The organism is Candidatus Sulfotelmatobacter sp., assembly GCA_035504415.1.
GTDB lineage: Bacteria > Vulcanimicrobiota > Vulcanimicrobiia > Vulcanimicrobiales > Vulcanimicrobiaceae > Vulcanimicrobium.
Genome location: DATJRY010000012.1, coordinates 164063 through 179388, shown reverse-complemented (window position 1 = coordinate 179388; position 15326 = coordinate 164063). Strand labels below are relative to the sequence as shown.

Below are 15326 nucleotides of genomic sequence, written 5' to 3'. Positions count from 1 at the left end.
CCTCCGCTCAGGTTATATGCGCTCCGGAGAAAGTATGCGCAGGTGCTTTCTCGGCGCAAAGCCGGAGTCAGCTTCGATACGGCGGAACGCCTCCTGACGAACCGCCGAACGCAGTGCGGCGCGCTGACGCATCGCCATTTCCAACTCGCGGAACGTCCGCTCGAAGTCGTCACCCTGCGCCTTGCCAACTCGGCTCTTAAGAACGCTGATCTCGTGGTTCGCGCGCAGGTGCATCTCGGCGCCTATTTCGCGTTCGACCGCATCGATTCGCGCAAGGAGTTCGACGAGTTCCTCCACCGTTGGTAAGGCGGATATCGCGGCCTCGTTCTCCGAGGCTCGGCGCCTCGGGGCGTTGCCGGATCCATCGCGGACGAGACGGATGATCGGAACGCACTTTCTGCGTCCTCGCGGGCTTTGGACCGGTTCGGCGTAGCCGGCAGCGATCAACTTCCGTCGGAATGCGAGGTCCTCGACCACGCGCAATTCGGCGGCCTCTACTCCTCGCGGCCGGCGATCGACGAAGTCGTCGTCGCTCGCGACCGGCAGACTGGAGGCGCGCTCCCACAGGCTTGTCGACGCAAGCCGCTTCGCGTTCACGGTGGCGATTTTTACAAGATACCGTCCGTGCACCTTTACGTGCAATACGACCTCGAAAAACCGGCAGGATACGTTATTCACGGCAGACAACGGTTGCTTGCTCGTATTCTTTCGGGTGAAAGGACTTGCCGTGACTCGTCGTCTTCTTTCGGCGCTTCTTGGTCTTGCATTGCTCTTTGGGGGCTCGGCCCCAGGTCACGCGAAGACGTCGACGGCGCCGGTTGCGCAAGGGCAGCTACGTCTCTTCGCGACGGGGGTGGCGGCGCAACGTCACTGTCCGCGCGACGAGGTCGTGTGGCTAAATACCAACAGCGGCATCTACCACGAGAAGGGCATGCGCTGGTACGGCAACACGAAAGCCGGCGCGTACGTCTGCCGCAAGGAAGCTGACGCGGCCGGCGACCGTGACACGCGGAACGGTCAGTAACATTGCTCGCGGATAACGGATCATGAATAAAGCGGCAGCGGTCATCGCGCTCGGCGCCTCCATTTACCTCGTCGCCGAGGCGGCGATCCAGAAGGAGAGGTCGCTGCTGGCGCAGCTCGTGCGGGTCCTGTCCGATTGATCCCCAAGGCGTCCCGATGTGCAGCTCGTTGCACTACGTGCGTCGGCGCCCGTCGCGAGGTAGCATGATGCGACCCGACTCGTCGGTCCATCGTGTGAGCCACTTGCGCCATCGGACCCGGTCCATCCCAGGAAGTGTGAGGAGGCCGGCGACGATCACTGCGGTCGCCGGGTCCGCGGGTTCGCGGTACCGTTCTCTGGGCTCTCCGCAGGCGTTTAGGCCGCTGATCAGCCACCGCCCGCAACTCCCTAGGCGGGAGAACGTCGTCGATCGCCAGTGCGGCGCCGCGGAGGGCGATCCAGGCCTAATCAGGACGGCCCTCATCGCGCACGGCCCGACGTTTCGCCTTTGCCAAGCCAGGTTCCACGAACGTATGTTCGTGCTCCCCGTGCGCGAGCCACAGCGACTGCTCCGCCGTGTTCCGGGCGCTGGCAGCGGTGGGCGGCGACGCGCGTCGACCGCGAAGGAGGCGCCCACGCCCGGCGTCGCCGCCTCGTCCTATGGCTTAAGCCTTCCGCGCGGCGGAGCTATCTGAATGCGAGAGGCCTCCCCGAAGGGAGGCCTCTCTGCTAACTGGCTCGCCGTTCTTGGCGACCGACGATCTCTCGGTACGTCTCGACGGCCGCGTCCAGCTTCGGACTTCGCATGAAGTCAGTCGGCGGCGCGATCTTGCCCAACAGTAGCTGGCGGGCGATTCCTTCTTCCGGTAGCGGGACAGAGGGCGAAGCGCTCTTAGTTAGTCCGAAGAGCTTCGCCAGGAGGCGGCTCATGGGTTTCATCCTTTGGCGCGGGGGGAGAGCCAGTCGGGCCTGACTGGGGAACGGCACGCGCCTCGTTCGAGTTCATTATACTCACGTCGCCAACGGTTGGCACCATGAACAAGGCAAACAGGCGACCGTACAGGTCAAGTTGCTCGATGATCGGCTGGCCAGCCGAAAACCGGGCGGCCTCTCGCGAATCGATCGTGTAGACCCCGATGACCCGCGAACCGTGCCTGATCGGAACGGCCACGATGCTCCGGTACGACTGCGTCGGGGCGTGCCCGTCGATGTGCACGTATCGCGGGTCTAGCTGCGTGTCGTCGCATCTCTCGATCCGGTTATTGCGGAACGCCTTCGCGGCGAAGCTGTCGCGGTCGTCCGTCTCGGGACGGACGGGCCAGCGAATGGCTCTCCCGCTCTCCGGGCTCATCCCGCTCTGCTCGATCACGGTGAGGACGTTCGGATCTTCGCGGCTGGGTTGGAAGACCACGAGCTTGTTGATGTCCGGTTTCTCGAACGTCAGGCCTCTGACGATCCACTCGGTCAGATACCGGACACCGTCTGGCAGAACGGCATTGCCTTCTTCGTGCTCGATGTCGTCCTGTCGCCGGAGGGAACGGTCGATCATCTTCAGGATGAGCCGCAGTCGATCGTTTTCCGCGTTCGCTATCTCCGCAACGTTCTCGGCCGCGCGCTGCCCGGCGATCGCGTCTTCGGCATCTTTCCGGTTCTTCTCATCGATGCGGATCTTGACGAGAAGAGCGCGCGCGACGAGCACCACTATCACGACGAGCAGCACGAGCATGATCCACGCGAAGAAGGGCACGTGCCCGTTCATCCAATCGAGGAACGCCGCGGTCGCGTCCTTGACGGCTTCGGGGGTCTTGCTCACGTCCGGGGGCGTATCGCCCAGTAGGAGCGGGATCATTTCAGGCTAGATTCGCCGCGGGATCGTCGGCGTCCGCGTCGCCCCCGGAAAGCAGCGGAGGCGCCCCTGGGGGCGCCTCCGCTGGTCAGTTAGTACGCGAAGACTTTCGCGAACTCGTCATCGAGTAGGGGTTCCGTTCCTCCCCGTTCGCGGCGTCTTTCCGTGCGAGCCATGCGTTCCAGCATGCGGTCCCGCTTTGCTTGGAATCGACGCTCGCTGTGGCTTTGCCGGCTTGGGGTTTCGGGCTTCGGCTTTTTCAGCGTCGTTGCCATGCTGTTCTTTCTTTCGGTCTGAAGGGTGCGCCGTTTGAGACTCGGTGCCGATCTCGGGCGGTTGCGCCACTTCCTCGGAGAGAAAGGACGCGACCGTCCCCTCGCGCGGGCCACCCGAACGGGGATGTGGCTGCCGCCCCTGCTTGCCCAGGGCATCAAAGAAACGGCACTCCCCGTCATCTGGTTCCCGTACGTTTTCGAATAGCCTGCTTGCTTCGGCCCGGTCGATCACGAAGCCATGGTGAGAATACGAGTCTGTCAGCTTGTCCAGTGTGCCATCTCGGAGGTTCTTGGAAACCTCCGCCAGGCGCTCTCCGTAGTCGCGCGTGATGTTGTTGGCTCTCCCGATCTCGCCCAACGCGAGGGGAGCTATCTGGCTGTAAATCGGGCTCATGAGCCCGATGGTCATGTTCGTGGCGTACTCCGCGGCAGTGCGGAACGAGATCCGGTCGTACGTGCTCCGCTTGATGTCCCGCCATAGATGTTCGAACAAAAGTCTGGTTTCATGACGGAGTTCGTCGAAGGTGAACTGCGTCGTGAGGCCGGACGACATCTGCCCAAGTTCGTCGTCCTTGAGTGCCTGGATGTCGAGCGGGCCCAGGTCGCCGTAGTCCGACATGACGATCTCGTCCGCCCCAATGACGAGGAGAGTGCCAGCGCTCTTGCACATCCCTGTCACGAAGGCGTAGAACTTCTCGTACTTGTCTTGTAACGTGCGAGCGATCCGGTACGCTGGATCAGCGTAGCCGCCGTATGTCACCAGAACGAGGGCTACGTTCGTCCGGCGACGTCGCTCGCGGACCAGCTCGATCACAGTTTCCTGAAGGCCGAAACTCAGGTCCCCGTTTACCAGCAGGATGTCCGCGTCTAACTTTTCTGCGACAGCATCAGCGGCTACTTTGAGGGGATCTGGCTCGTCATCACGTGCGGGCATGGCATCAGCTTGCCGATCAGGGCGGAGTGACATTCCTCCCCCGGTTCGGGTTCCACCCTGGCCGTCCCGCCCTGTGATGCAAGTTCCGTCGTTGTTGGGGGTGTGCCACCCAGTAGGCCTCCCCCGAGGTCTACTGTCCCTCCGTCCGGTTCCGGTCGGAAGGGGGAGAAGGTGGCGGTCTGCACCTGGTACGACGAGATGCTCTCGCGCGTCGACGCGCTGCCGACCTGATCGACCAGTGGGGAGGCGGACGACCGCGGCCGGCCGTTCGACCGGGTCCGGAAGGAACTGTGCTCGGACGACTTCGTCGGCGTCGAGGGTCAGGCGCTGGACCTTCGCCATCGCGTGTAGGGCGCACGGGTGGAAGGCTCCTGACCGCGTCGTGATCAGGGTGCTTCTGGACCGGGCTCTTGACGCCGAGGATGAGGGCCATGGTACCGAACGCATGCGACAAGGCAGCTTACCGTGACCGCCTCGTCTGGAGGGGTTCCCTATATGCTCGATCCGCGCCGAGTGGCCGGGTTCTACGCGACGAGCGTGGCGGCGGTCAATGGCCTGCCGACAGAAACGCGTCGTACCTAGCCGTCGAGCATCGATCGGTACCAGTCTGCGTGCGGGCTTTGCCGCGGCACCGCGAATCGCGCCCTGTGCCGCAACCGTCGACAGGCGGCGCGAATGCCGTCCGCCGTCGCGGTGGCCGACCAGGAGTGGGCGAGATCCAGGCTGGTCACCACCTCTACGCCGATCTCGTTCCCGAGACGGATGCCGGCAGTATCGTCGGTAAGTATTGCCAATCCGCGTCCGGCGGCGAGCGCCAACGCCTGAGCCTCGCCGTCGTCGAGCCGACTCGCGTACTTGACCCAGCCGTCTACCTCGGGATCGGTCAGCCGAAGCTCCGAGATGTTGATCGCGGCGGCCGCGAACTTCTCGACGCTGAGTCTTACCCGCTCCGTCAACGTGTCGTCCGCATACGCGTAGAGCGCCTCGTTAGCGAAGGCCGGCCCCACGACGCATTCCAGAGGATAACCGAAGCCTGCTCCGTCCGTGAACGCGAAGAGATTGATGAGGGACGAGGCATCTGCGGCCAGGACGTTCAGGACAGGTCCTCCAGGGACATGTCCATCGGGAAGAACGGATCGGCTTCGATCGTCGAGAGCGCTTCCCGCGCGCTTAGACGGTCCGTTTGCAAATATGCCGCCGCGTCGCCTTCGCTCACGGCACCCCGGCGATGCAGGACCGACAGCAGGTAGATGTAGCGCGCCGGGTAGGACGAGAGTTTCTCGTCTTTGCGCTCGATGCCGAGAGAAAGCTCGGCCTCGATCGGGCGGAAACCTTGAGCCATCACGTAGTCGTACGTGTTTCTCGGTATCCGGTCCAGTCGCTCCAGGCGCTCACACATGGCCTGGAACGATACGCGGAACTGATTCGCGAGCATGACGACGTGCGCGACGGTGGCGCTCTTAGCTCCGCCGATCAGCTCCGCGAATCGGCGGGTCACGCCGCTGGCGGGCATGAGATAGTGCGCGGCAAATCGCTCGGCGAGCTGCTCATATGGATCGCGCGAGCGTCGTTCGCCCGCCTCGTAGGTCACTTCCGCGTCGAACCGATTGGTGAGGTAGTGCGCGTACTCGTGCGCCAGGGTCCATCGCCGTCTTCTTGGGTCGGCCTGCCGCACGTTGAAGCCGACCATGGGAAGATCCTGCGCGAAAGTGAACAGCCCGGCGATCTTCGTCTTGCCCAGTTCGGGCAGGCCGAAGATCAGCATCCCGACGTCATTTTCCAGGACCGACCTGAGGTCGAGTAACGGTCCGTCTCCGAGATTGAAGCGCGAACGCTCGGCGGTCGCGAGGTCCTCTGCGACGTGCTCGACGTCATCTCCGTCGTTCAACGCCAGGGGCGGAATGGTGCGGACCCGACGACGACCGATCTGCTCTTCGAGGATCGCGTAGCGACGCGCGAAATCGATCAGCGCGTTCACGGCTGCTTCGGCCGACTCGTCGCCGCGCAGCGGATTGCGGAAGCGAATCGTCGCCGCTTCGTCCTGGACGGGCAGGGCGACGATGTCCCGAACGCGGACCTTCAGGGCGTCGGCGATCGCAGCCAGGACGGTCGACGACGGCGGGCGCTGTCCGCTCTCGATCGACACCAAGGTCGCGCGCGAGACGCCAACACGGTCGGCGAGTTCCTTCTGATTGAGCGGCGGCTCCGCCCGCTTTCGGGCGTTCGCGATGTTTGCGCCGATCCGGCCAGGGTCCAGGTCTATGCCATCAAGCGGCATGTGAAGCGACTCGCCATCCTTGCACTTCTCGGACGTGACGCCGCAGCAGCTCGATCGTGTGCTCGCGCGCGTCCACGCGCCAGGCGTCCGCGGCATCTCCGCCGCGCGCGTATTCGGCCGAGTCGACGCCACACAGTTCAGGCTGCAACCGCAGAAGCGCCGACCACGGATCCGCCTCCGAGAGCGCTTCCGCGAGAAGGTCCGCGTGATAACGCATCATGTTGAGGGGGTCGGCACGGTACTCCTTGACCTTCCGGAAGACGTACTCCGCGTCGACGATGGGCATACCGCTGGACGCGAGCGAGAGCTGACGGTAGCGGCAGGAACCGCAGCTCCCGCAGTGGAGTATGTGCCCGTTCGCTCGATGCTCCGCGTCGCACGAGAACGTTCCGTCGCGCACCAGGCGTGAGGCTTCGGGCGAGAGTCCGGCTACCATTTCACCTTTGGTACTGAACCGGTTGGGGTACCGCACTCGGATGTCCGCGCCGAAGAACGCACGGGCGATGCGATCCCAAATCGGAAGGTACCGGGGTTGCAATACCTGCGTGGACATGGTGCCGTATTGCAGATCCGGCACCGGCAAGTTGAGCACGCCGATTCCGTTCTCGTACGACTCGACATACTTCGCGCCTAGGGCGCTCGCCGCCGTGAGCCCCGTAACGAGCGCAAGTACCGTACGAGAACGCTGCGTCTTCTCGGCTCTTGGCTTCCGGCGCAACTTGGTCCGCAGGCGCAGGTGCTCAACATCGTATCCGGCGGCCGCGGTCGCCCACCGAGCCATTTCGTCAATCCGGCGTCCGCGCGTATCGCTGGTAATCACGGATGCGAGAGCCAGTCTGCGCGTCCTGTCGCGCACCGCGGTGTCGATGCCGCAAAGCGAGTCGAGGCCGTCGCTTAGGAGCCCGATCACGTCCGCGCCGCCGTTCAGGTCCAAGCTTGGTGGGCGTCCGTGATGTCCCGCGCTTGACGTTCTGGGCATGGGCGCGACCTCGACGAAGTCGCCGGTGAGGGAAAAGAGCCACTCGCGAACCAGAGGGGCATGCCGACGCCAGTCTTCGACGCGATATACAGGAAAGCAGATGTTGAATTCGCGTGCCCAGCCGTCGGCCGGTCGGCTAACAGACCGGTCGAGAGCATACACGGCGATCAGCAAGTCGAGCAGCTCGAACAATTCCGGCGCGCTGGCGCGCGGCGTGAGCGGATTGAGATCGTCGAGATTGATCCGCGCTTCGACTTGCGCGGGCTCGAACGGCGCACGGCGCGTCTCGACGCGCATCCAGCAGCCGTCGAAGTAGACGGCGGCATCGACTACCGGCATGCCCATCAGGTATTGACCGGAAAGGGGGTTTCCAGGATCTGGCCCTGGGTCGCCGGCGCCGACTTCTCGGCCGGCTCGCCGACATGGAGGAACGCCCGCCGAATCTTGCCGACCAGCAGCCGTTTGAACTCGCTCTCGCAGTCCCGGAAGGGATGGCGAGCCCCGGGCCAGTCGTTCATCACCTCTAGACATCCGCGCATCCAGTTGTAACTGCGCGCCGCGAAGGCGCCGGCCAGATCGGATCCGTCGCGCATCGCATCGTCGAAGGCGGCGATAAGACGCATCCCGGGCTTGGATTGCATCGCGCGCTCGCGCAACGACCGTATCTCGGAGTCATCGCCCATGCCTGGCAGCCGTGGGGAGCGTCGCTCGCGGCGCACGACGTTCAATAGACGAACGAAGAGATCTCGAAGCTCGGGCTCCGCTTCACGCTCCCGACGGAGCGCATAGGCGGCCGACGATTCGGCCGCCTCCTGCGATCCCGTCGTCAGAAGATACGCGGAGCTCGAAAATCGCTTATCGAGGACGCCTGCACAGCGATCGCAGTCGGTGGCCACGTCCTGAGGTTAACCGAGATATTCGACAAAGTCAACGATTCTGGCAGTCCATACGCGCTTACGTTGACATGAGCCGGTCTAGCCTGGCCTCTTCGAATGCCATCGCCAGCCATCGAATCACGTCCGCGACGGACGCCGGCCGACCTTCGACGTCGAAGACGTGCGGCGAGGTCGCGATGACCGCGCACCGGGCCCGCACCGGCTCGGGCATCTCCCCTACGAGAGCGTCCAACTCCGCGACTGACATCTCGCACGCCGCGTCGATGCCGACCCATTCTGCGAGTTCAAGAAGCAGTCGAACCCGCTCGGGGAGACGGCTGCGTATGGATCGTCGGACCTCCGCCAGAGCTGGCACCGCCGCTTCGAACCCGCGCGGCCAGTCTGGTCCCGCATCAATTGCGAACGATTCCCAATGAGGTTCCATCTACTTGTGAATATAGGATAGAAAGCGATATAAGTGAATATAGCTGTTCAAGGGAGTTCATCGTGGCGGAACGTCCGCGCCTGTCCCTCGTCGCATCCGAGTTCGATCCGGCCCTGTTGCCGACGCGGGAGCTGGCAGCATACAACTTGGCCAACGAGCTTGCAAAGCTGCCGCCCGGCCGTACCGGGGGTCCCGTCCGCACAGCCCAACTCGCGATCGCCGAAGGGGAGCCGCGTCTAGCGATCGAGGCGTTGACCAGGCACCTCGACGCGCACGGCGTCTCGCTGGATCCTGCGGAGCAAAGGCTCGATCATCGGCGCGTGCGCGAAGTGAGAAAGCTTCGCGGTCGCAAGCAAGCCGAAGTCGCGGTAGCCATCGGTTCGACAAACGCGCAAGTCAGCCAGATGGAAGGCGGGAAGCACCTTGCCTTGCCCCGGCTTCTCATGATCTGCGATTTCCTCGACGTCCGGCTCGCGGACTTCGTCTTGAAGCCCGAGTAGCTCGAAGCCTGACTAGCTCGTCGACGCTGACCGTGCCAACCCGCTGGCCGTCGCTTTCGATGTCATCGCCTTCCGGCGGCGCCGGAGAAGGCGAAAAGCGATGGCGGAGACCTGGTACGACGAGCTGCTCGACGACGTCGATGTGCTTGTCGTCCTCATGGAGGAGATCGGGGGCCAGGACGATGTCCGACGCCCCTACGAGGGCGTCCGCGAGGAGTTGGCCGCGGACCGCTTCGTCCAGGTCCAATGGCAGGTGCGCGAGCTGGGGCACCGCGTCCATGCGCTACGGCAGGCGCCGGCCGACGACCGCATTCTCATCGAGGTGATGGCGCTGCTGCTCTCGCTCGCCGAGTACGTCGGCACGCGTCGCGAGATCCGGTGCACCGGCGGCCTCGTCGCGCTCGTGACGGCGTTCGAGCGGGGTTCGATGACGATGGAGCTGCGCGTCCTGATGGGGCTCGCCGACCCGACGCCGATCTGCCGGTGGAAGTAGCGAACGCTGCGGGTCGCCTTCGAGAGCCGCAAAATGCCGAAGAACACTGCCACCCTGCTGGCACATACGCTCCGGTAGATTGATGGCACGGTCCGCGCCCGCGGGCCGTTCCGAACGAGAAGAGGGTGTATGGGCAAGGTACAACGGCGACCCGTGCCATCCGGAGCGGTGCAGTTGCCGCTCTTCCCGGCGATCGACTTCGCACGCATGGGGCCGCCGGAGGAGCCGCCGCGGACGAACGCCGGCGACGTGCAGTTGGAGGTCGAGCGGCCCGAACCGCGCTGCCGCATGGTCACCGTCTGGCACGCGCGGGCGTGGCGACCGACGAGGATGTTCACCCGGCACGACGGCACGACGACCGTCGTCTTCGCGATATCCGACGCCGACGGTCCGGTGTACACCGAAGCTGGCGGAAGGGAAAAGGAGAGGGTCGCGTCGGCGTGACGTGACCCTCTCTCCATCAGTTTTCCGCCCTCCGCTCCCAGGGCTTCGGCCTCTTCGGCCGGGGAGGCGGCGAGGGCGGAGGCGGGCTGTTGTAGTTGGGCGACTTGCACCTCGGGCAGACCTTCGGCTCGGCGTCCGGATCGCGCGCCAGCCATTGGTGCCCGCATCGAAGGCACTCCCATCCCCATAGCTGGACGCGAGGCATGGGATCGACGTTTCGCCGTGCCGGAGCCGAGCCCCGGCCGCAGGGGGGAAGCCGGATCTCAACGCGACTGATTCCGTCCGTCGCCGGGCACGGTCAGGGATGGAAGCGGCGACGCGCGTCGACCGCGAGGGGGGACGCCTACACCCGGCGTCGTCGCTTCCTCCATGTCCGTCGCGGCGTGCGAGCGTCGCGAGTGTGATGCCGTCACACTTCAGACCTAAACGCCGTTCTAAATTTCCCTCGCTGCGTGCGCGAGTGGTAGACTCTCCGCCCGCTGCGCGTGCCCGTGCGTGAACCATCGAAATGGGCGCAGATCGCGGGGGGAGAGCAGCGGGCGCGATTTTCGCCCTTCTCCCCCTCGCACACTTGACTCCCGTTCGTGCGTTCGTCGCGCGATGTGGCAGGCTGGCTTCAGATGGAGGAATGACGCCAGCGTCCCGACGTGGGGGGAACCCCGAGCCGCAGCAACGGCTCGAGATTCCTAAGGCGCGGTCACCTCGCCAAAGGAACGAAATGAACGACCCGACGGCCCCCAGCGCGCACCCGAACGCGCAACGTCCCTTTCGAGACGCGGCGCGGCCGGGCAACGCGCCCGCCGTCGCCGCAGGCGGCGGGCGCGGCCGCCCGGCCTCCCCGGCCGAACCCGTCCGCCGCCCGGCACGAATCCGGGGAGCACAAGGTCACCCCGCTGGCACAGGCGCGCCGGTATCCTGTCCCTCGGACGTCCACGAGACGTCGGTACGACCCGACAGGAGCGACAGCGTGGACCAGCATCGGAACCGCTCGCGGCGGCAAGCCAGCCGACACCCTTTCCGAGACGCGATCAGCGACGAGGTCGCTGCCCGCATCTTGGCACTGCTCGCCAGACGTGGGCCCCAGTTCGACGGGTTCGTCGCCGATGGGGCCTACCGATTCCGCGCTCAGGTCGAGCGCGCGTATTTCCGGATGCGCGCGCGGAGAGTCGGCCGATGAGCGTGGAGGCGACGGTGGAAGTCATCCGTCGGCGGATCGCCGCCGGCGAATACCCCGCGGTCACCTCGCCCGATCAGCGCGAAGGCCTGGTCCTCACGTTCGCGGGGGCCTACCGCGAGTCGGAGGGCGGCGAGGGCACGACGTACGAGTTCGAGTCGGGGGATCGGCGTGGGCCGATCGTCGCCTGGGACAACGGCGGCCAATGCGACTGCTCGTGCGACCAGTATCGGAAGGCGCGAAAGAAGCGGTATCCCTGCGCCCACATCTGGGCCGTCCGGTACGTCCAGGCGCCGCCGACGCACGACCCGTCTGGACCCGCCGTCGGAAGGGAAACGCCCCGCCCCGCCGGGCAGGCTCGCGACCTCACGCCGGCTCACGCGCTCGCTCCCGCCCTCGTCCGCCACCTCACCGAGGACTCCGCCGCGTACGAGGAAGCGCTCGCGCACGCGAGTTCGGAGACCATGCCGATGCTGCGGGAGCTGGTCGCCGGTGTGATCGACAACGATCCGCGGAACAAGTCCGGCCGCCCGCGGATTCAGCGGCGCGCGGCCATGACGCTCGCGCTGCTCGGAGTGTCCGCTGGCTTGAGCCTGCGCAAGGCCCACGGGGCCGAAGTCGAGCGGACCACGGAACTCATCCTCGCCAAGCAGGCCGGGCGCATCGAGGCGCGTCGTGAGCAGCTCGGGGAGGCGGCGTAACGTGGACGTCTCGATCGGCGCGTACGCAGCGCTCGAAACGGTGCGCGGACTGGTGGTGCCCGGCCGCCGGCTCCATCTTCCCGACTGCGGGATCCTCACCCCGACCGAGGCCAAGAAGCAGGCGGAGAAATCGATTCCGAGTCCGCCCATCATTTCGCGCCTGACGACGGCGAAGTCGACGGAGTCCTACCTGCGCCTCCTGCTGGCCGTCACGTTGCTCTTGCTCGCGCCGTTTATGGACGGCAACTGGGCGACGGACGGAACGGGCATGTCCGGCAACGGCTACTTCCGATACCGCAAGGACGTCCGAAAGATGAAAGCCAGGGGGAACGACGGGGACGCTCCGATCTACGAAGAGGTCGGCGAGGGCGAGACGGCCGACGTCGGGTCGCGCGGCCACCTGCGGTGGGGCGACATCGTCGACGTCAAGGAGGGGTGGCAGCGCGTTGTCGCGATCGCGGCCTTCCCGTACATGATCATCGGCGACGTCCGAGTCTACTCTCCCTCGGTCGGCGAGCGCTCCGCCCTGGACGACATGCTGACCTGGCTGGCATCGCTGGGAATGCCGCTGAAGGACGTGCTCGCAGACGGCGGCTTCAATGGAACCACCACCCGGTCCCTGATCGCGAAGTACGGCGCCAAGTCCACGATCCCGTATCCCGAGAACGCGAAGAGGGCGGTAAAGCTCGGGATGGAGCAGGTACTGCTCGACCATCCGCAGATCGGGGAGATGTTCGCGCTGTGGCGGGACGAGCCTGAGCGATTCCACTCGCTCTATTCGAAACGGGCGAAGATGGAGAACGTCTTCTCGGTGATCAAGCGCGAGTGGCCCAAACTCACGTCTATGCGGAAGCACGGACCGGTCAACCAGATGCTCATGATCGCCATCACGCTGAACGTGCGGCGCTTCCTCCAGCTCACCAGTCTCGCCGGGTACATCCCGCGGATTCCGGATCTGTATCCGTCCAGCCTGAGGCTCTAGCGACGCGCAGGAGCGCCGAGAAGGAAGAGCGACCGCCTTGCAAATGCAGGCGGTCTTCTTTTTTCTCTGCCTGCCGTTTCAAATTTCGCCGTTTTGTTTCGAAATGCTCATTCACGTGTTTCTAAACGAGCTGTTTCAGAAACGGGACCTGGCGATCACGTCGGTGGATGCGCGCCCATCGTGCGAGCGCTGCGGGTCGATACGATCGCCGATAGCGGTCAGCAGTATGGTGGGCGGGCGTACGTCGATTGTCTTGCCGCCGCTCGTGAGCGCGGCGTCCCGGTGCGCGTCGTGCGGGCGGGCATGCAGTGGCAGACCGACGACGGTGTCGTGCTCGACGTGCTGGCGCCTTCGGAACCGTTCCTCGCCGATACCGGCGACGACGTCAACGAGAACAGCATCGTGCTGCGGCTGTCGTATCGGCTTCCGGATGGACGGGCCTACCGCGCACTCTTCACCGGCGACGCTGGCGAAGGTAGCGAAGCGCGCCTGTTGGCGCGCGGCGCCGACGTGCGCGCGGACCTTCTCAAGGTCGGCCATCACGGATCGCGCTGGGCGAGCATGGCCGCGTTCCTCGCCGCCGTTCGTCCGCACGTTGCATTGATTTCCGTTGGTCGGCACAACAGCTTCGGCCATCCATCACCAGAGACACTCGACCGCCTCGCCGCCGCCCGCGCGCGCGTCTACCGTACCGATCGCTGCGGTGCTATCCGCGTCATCGCAGATGCTCAGTCGATTGAACCGCTCCTGTGCTTCGGTATCCGCGGCTATCCGGCAAGCGATTGAAGTTTCATCAAAATGCTCCGAAGACAATTGCTCTAACCTTTAGGGTAGCTCCCGTTAGATTTGCTCAAAGAATACCCGACCGTCACGCGCAAGATTTGTTGCCTTAGCGAAGTAGTCATCGGCGTGAATGCGATAATCCAAAGACTGCGCTGCTTGTGCCCAATCGTCATACCATGCGTCCGGTCGCGGTCGCTCGGAGACCAGGACGGCCTCAAGAACGCTGTCAATGAGTTGCACGGCGGCGTCCGGACTTGACAGCGTGAACACCGCTTCAACATTATTGAACGCGTAGAAGTTCAAGTGCACCAGATCCGGCAGCTCGTCCGAACCGCCAAGATAGTTCCAAACGTGCACCGGATCAGGCGGCCGTCTGCTGCAGTGGAAATGCGCATGATACAGGGTGCCTGGGCTCGACTCCGTCGACCAAGGGCGCGTCGTGCGATGGAGCCGGATCGTCGTTTCATACTGATCGCGCGCATGTTCCAAGCGCCCGTAGAGCCGCCCGCCTGGAGAGAAAGCCCCAAGCTCGGCGTCGGATTCAGGTGTAATCCACTCCCACGAAGTGTATGCTTGGAGGCAGGCGCGCGCACCATCCTCAAGGTCGCGTAGTGTCTGCTCGACGCGCGCGAGATCGTCCTGATGCGGCGTACGGCAATGCGCAATGCGACGACGCACCGCCGTCGGAGTGTCGATTGTACCGGTCCAGCGTGCCTTTGGTGGTAAGGCATAAGCGAAGAGATCCCAATGGACATCAAGAGCTTTCGCAAATCGCCGAAATCGGCGAAGCCCAGCGGATTGGAGTCATCGGAAGAGGGCATGTAGCGAAGGCCGGGCGCCTGAAGGTCCCGCCGGTTCTCGATCCGCGCAATCTGCGCTTTCCACTCGCGCTTAAACCGCGCTTGGAGTTCGAGTTGCGCGAGGTCGCGCAGCCACCGCTCGAGTTGCCACCACTTCGCGTATAAGTGCAGGGACGTCGACGGCACACCCCAACGGATCAGCCGCTCGAGGGGAGAAAGATGCTCTTGGCGCCATTTCGATTTCCGCTTTTTCTTGGCTTTATCGAGTTTGCGTAATCGCCGCTTGGTGAGCCGGCGCGGTTTCGGACCCGGCTGGCACCTCTCGCTCGGTCGGGCGACAACGACCGGCGTGGGCTGCGCATCGTCGTTCATGTGCGCCATCCCGGCCGCCAGCGGAGCGCCGCCCGATCGCGATCGTACAGTTGAAGCCACGGGAGGAGACCACGGCCAACAATGCGCGCTAGGTCGGGACTAGTCGCGCTTGACGTACCCGCCTTCACCCCAGACAGGAGGTGGCGCGCATTCTCTTTGGCGAGCTTGGGGGCTGGGGCGTCCTCGGACATCGCCGCCCTGCTGCCCGAGCAGTAGGCCGCTCCCACAAGCAGCAGAGCAACAGGAAACGGGACGTCGGCAAGCGGTTTTAGGGCTGCTCCGAGTTTCCAACGCAGCACTACGTTCAGGTGTCCAAACGGCCGTGAAGATCAGAAGTCCCGCGAACACTCCGGGAACGACCTCTCCGATGATTTCGAAGAGCCACGCGCGTAGGCCATCGAGAGGCATCTTAGCACCCATAGCTGCTCACTTCTTCACCCGA

At 64.7% G+C, this 15326-nt stretch carries 15 protein-coding genes; 7 read left to right on the top strand and 8 right to left on the bottom strand.

Annotation, left to right across the window (positions count from 1 at the left end):
• Positions 1–12: 12 nt before the first annotated feature.
• Complete coding sequence (locus VMD91_10580; GenBank protein HTW84504.1) at positions 13–597, bottom strand: hypothetical protein; 585 nt, start codon at positions 595–597, stop codon at positions 13–15.
• Between the two features lie 256 nt (positions 598–853).
• Here VMD91_10580 and VMD91_10575 point away from each other — a divergent pair, with 256 nt between their 5' ends.
• Positions 854–1024, top strand: a complete 171-nt coding sequence (locus tag VMD91_10575) for a hypothetical protein (protein ID HTW84503.1) — start codon at positions 854–856, stop codon at positions 1022–1024.
• 871 nt (positions 1025–1895) lie between these two features.
• Here VMD91_10575 and VMD91_10570 read toward each other — a convergent pair.
• The 6 genes from VMD91_10570 to VMD91_10545 all read right to left on the bottom strand — a co-directional run bounded on the left by VMD91_10570 (position 1896) and on the right by VMD91_10545 (position 8211).
• Entirely contained in the window at positions 1896–2816 is a 921-nt protein-coding gene (locus tag VMD91_10570) for a GAF domain-containing protein (GenBank protein ID HTW84502.1), read from the bottom strand.
• Positions 2817–2969: 153 nt separating this feature from the next.
• Positions 2970–4058, bottom strand: a complete 1089-nt coding sequence (locus VMD91_10565) for a hypothetical protein (GenBank protein HTW84501.1) — start codon at positions 4056–4058, stop codon at positions 2970–2972.
• A 578-nt stretch (positions 4059–4636) separates the two neighbouring features.
• A complete protein-coding gene (locus VMD91_10560) occupies positions 4637–5065 on the bottom strand; it encodes a hypothetical protein (protein HTW84500.1) in 429 nt (142 codons plus the stop codon).
• Positions 5066–5151: 86 nt separating this feature from the next.
• Entirely contained in the window at positions 5152–6336 is a 1185-nt protein-coding gene (locus tag VMD91_10555; GenBank protein HTW84499.1) for an XRE family transcriptional regulator, read from the bottom strand.
• On the bottom strand, positions 6326–7654 hold the full coding sequence (locus tag VMD91_10550) for a hypothetical protein (GenBank protein HTW84498.1): 1329 nt from the start codon (positions 7652–7654) through the stop codon (positions 6326–6328). The genes VMD91_10555 and VMD91_10550 overlap by 11 nt, the downstream gene beginning before the upstream one ends.
• Before the next feature lie 5 nt (positions 7655–7659).
• The gene (locus VMD91_10545; GenBank protein HTW84497.1) at positions 7660–8211 is read right to left on the bottom strand and encodes a hypothetical protein; all 552 of its coding nucleotides are present in this window, start codon (positions 8209–8211) and stop codon (positions 7660–7662) included.
• Between the two features lie 486 nt (positions 8212–8697).
• Here VMD91_10545 and VMD91_10540 point away from each other — a divergent pair, with 486 nt between their 5' ends.
• From VMD91_10540 to VMD91_10515, 6 genes are all read left to right on the top strand, one after another.
• Complete coding sequence (locus tag VMD91_10540) at positions 8698–9135, top strand: helix-turn-helix transcriptional regulator (GenBank protein HTW84496.1); 438 nt, start codon at positions 8698–8700, stop codon at positions 9133–9135.
• 100 nt (positions 9136–9235) lie between these two features.
• On the top strand, positions 9236–9628 hold the full coding sequence (locus VMD91_10535) for a hypothetical protein (GenBank protein HTW84495.1): 393 nt from the start codon (positions 9236–9238) through the stop codon (positions 9626–9628).
• Between the two features lie 153 nt (positions 9629–9781).
• Positions 9782–10072: a hypothetical protein gene (locus tag VMD91_10530; protein HTW84494.1), complete on the top strand. Its 291-nt coding sequence runs from the start codon at positions 9782–9784 to the stop codon at positions 10070–10072.
• A gap of 1173 nt (positions 10073–11245) precedes the next feature.
• Positions 11246–11947, top strand: coding sequence for an SWIM zinc finger family protein (locus tag VMD91_10525; GenBank protein ID HTW84493.1), 702 nt, complete (start codon positions 11246–11248; stop codon positions 11945–11947).
• 1 nt (position 11948) lies between these two features.
• The gene (locus VMD91_10520; GenBank protein ID HTW84492.1) at positions 11949–12929 is read left to right on the top strand and encodes a transposase; all 981 of its coding nucleotides are present in this window, start codon (positions 11949–11951) and stop codon (positions 12927–12929) included.
• Between the two features lie 180 nt (positions 12930–13109).
• Complete coding sequence (locus VMD91_10515; protein ID HTW84491.1) at positions 13110–13715, top strand: hypothetical protein; 606 nt, start codon at positions 13110–13112, stop codon at positions 13713–13715.
• 54 nt (positions 13716–13769) lie between these two features.
• On the opposite strand, the gene VMD91_10510 is transcribed toward VMD91_10515, so the two are convergent.
• The gene (locus VMD91_10510) at positions 13770–14390 is read right to left on the bottom strand and encodes a hypothetical protein (GenBank protein HTW84490.1); all 621 of its coding nucleotides are present in this window, start codon (positions 14388–14390) and stop codon (positions 13770–13772) included.
• Positions 14391–15326: the final 936 nt, after the last annotated feature.

What these genes read in the sequence shown, in the direction of transcription:
- VMD91_10555 (HTW84499.1), bottom strand. Translation starts at nt 6,336, where the DNA reads ATGCCGCTTGATGGCATAGACCTGGACCCTGGCCGGATCGGCGCAAAC.
- VMD91_10525 (HTW84493.1), top strand. Translation starts at nt 11,246, where the DNA reads ATGAGCGTGGAGGCGACGGTGGAAGTCATCCGTCGGCGGATCGCCGCC.
- VMD91_10550 (HTW84498.1), bottom strand. Translation starts at nt 7,654, where the DNA reads ATGCCGGTAGTCGATGCCGCCGTCTACTTCGACGGCTGCTGGATGCGC.
- VMD91_10565 (HTW84501.1), bottom strand. Translation starts at nt 4,058, where the DNA reads ATGCCCGCACGTGATGACGAGCCAGATCCCCTCAAAGTAGCCGCTGAT.
- VMD91_10535 (HTW84495.1), top strand. Translation starts at nt 9,236, where the DNA reads ATGGCGGAGACCTGGTACGACGAGCTGCTCGACGACGTCGATGTGCTT.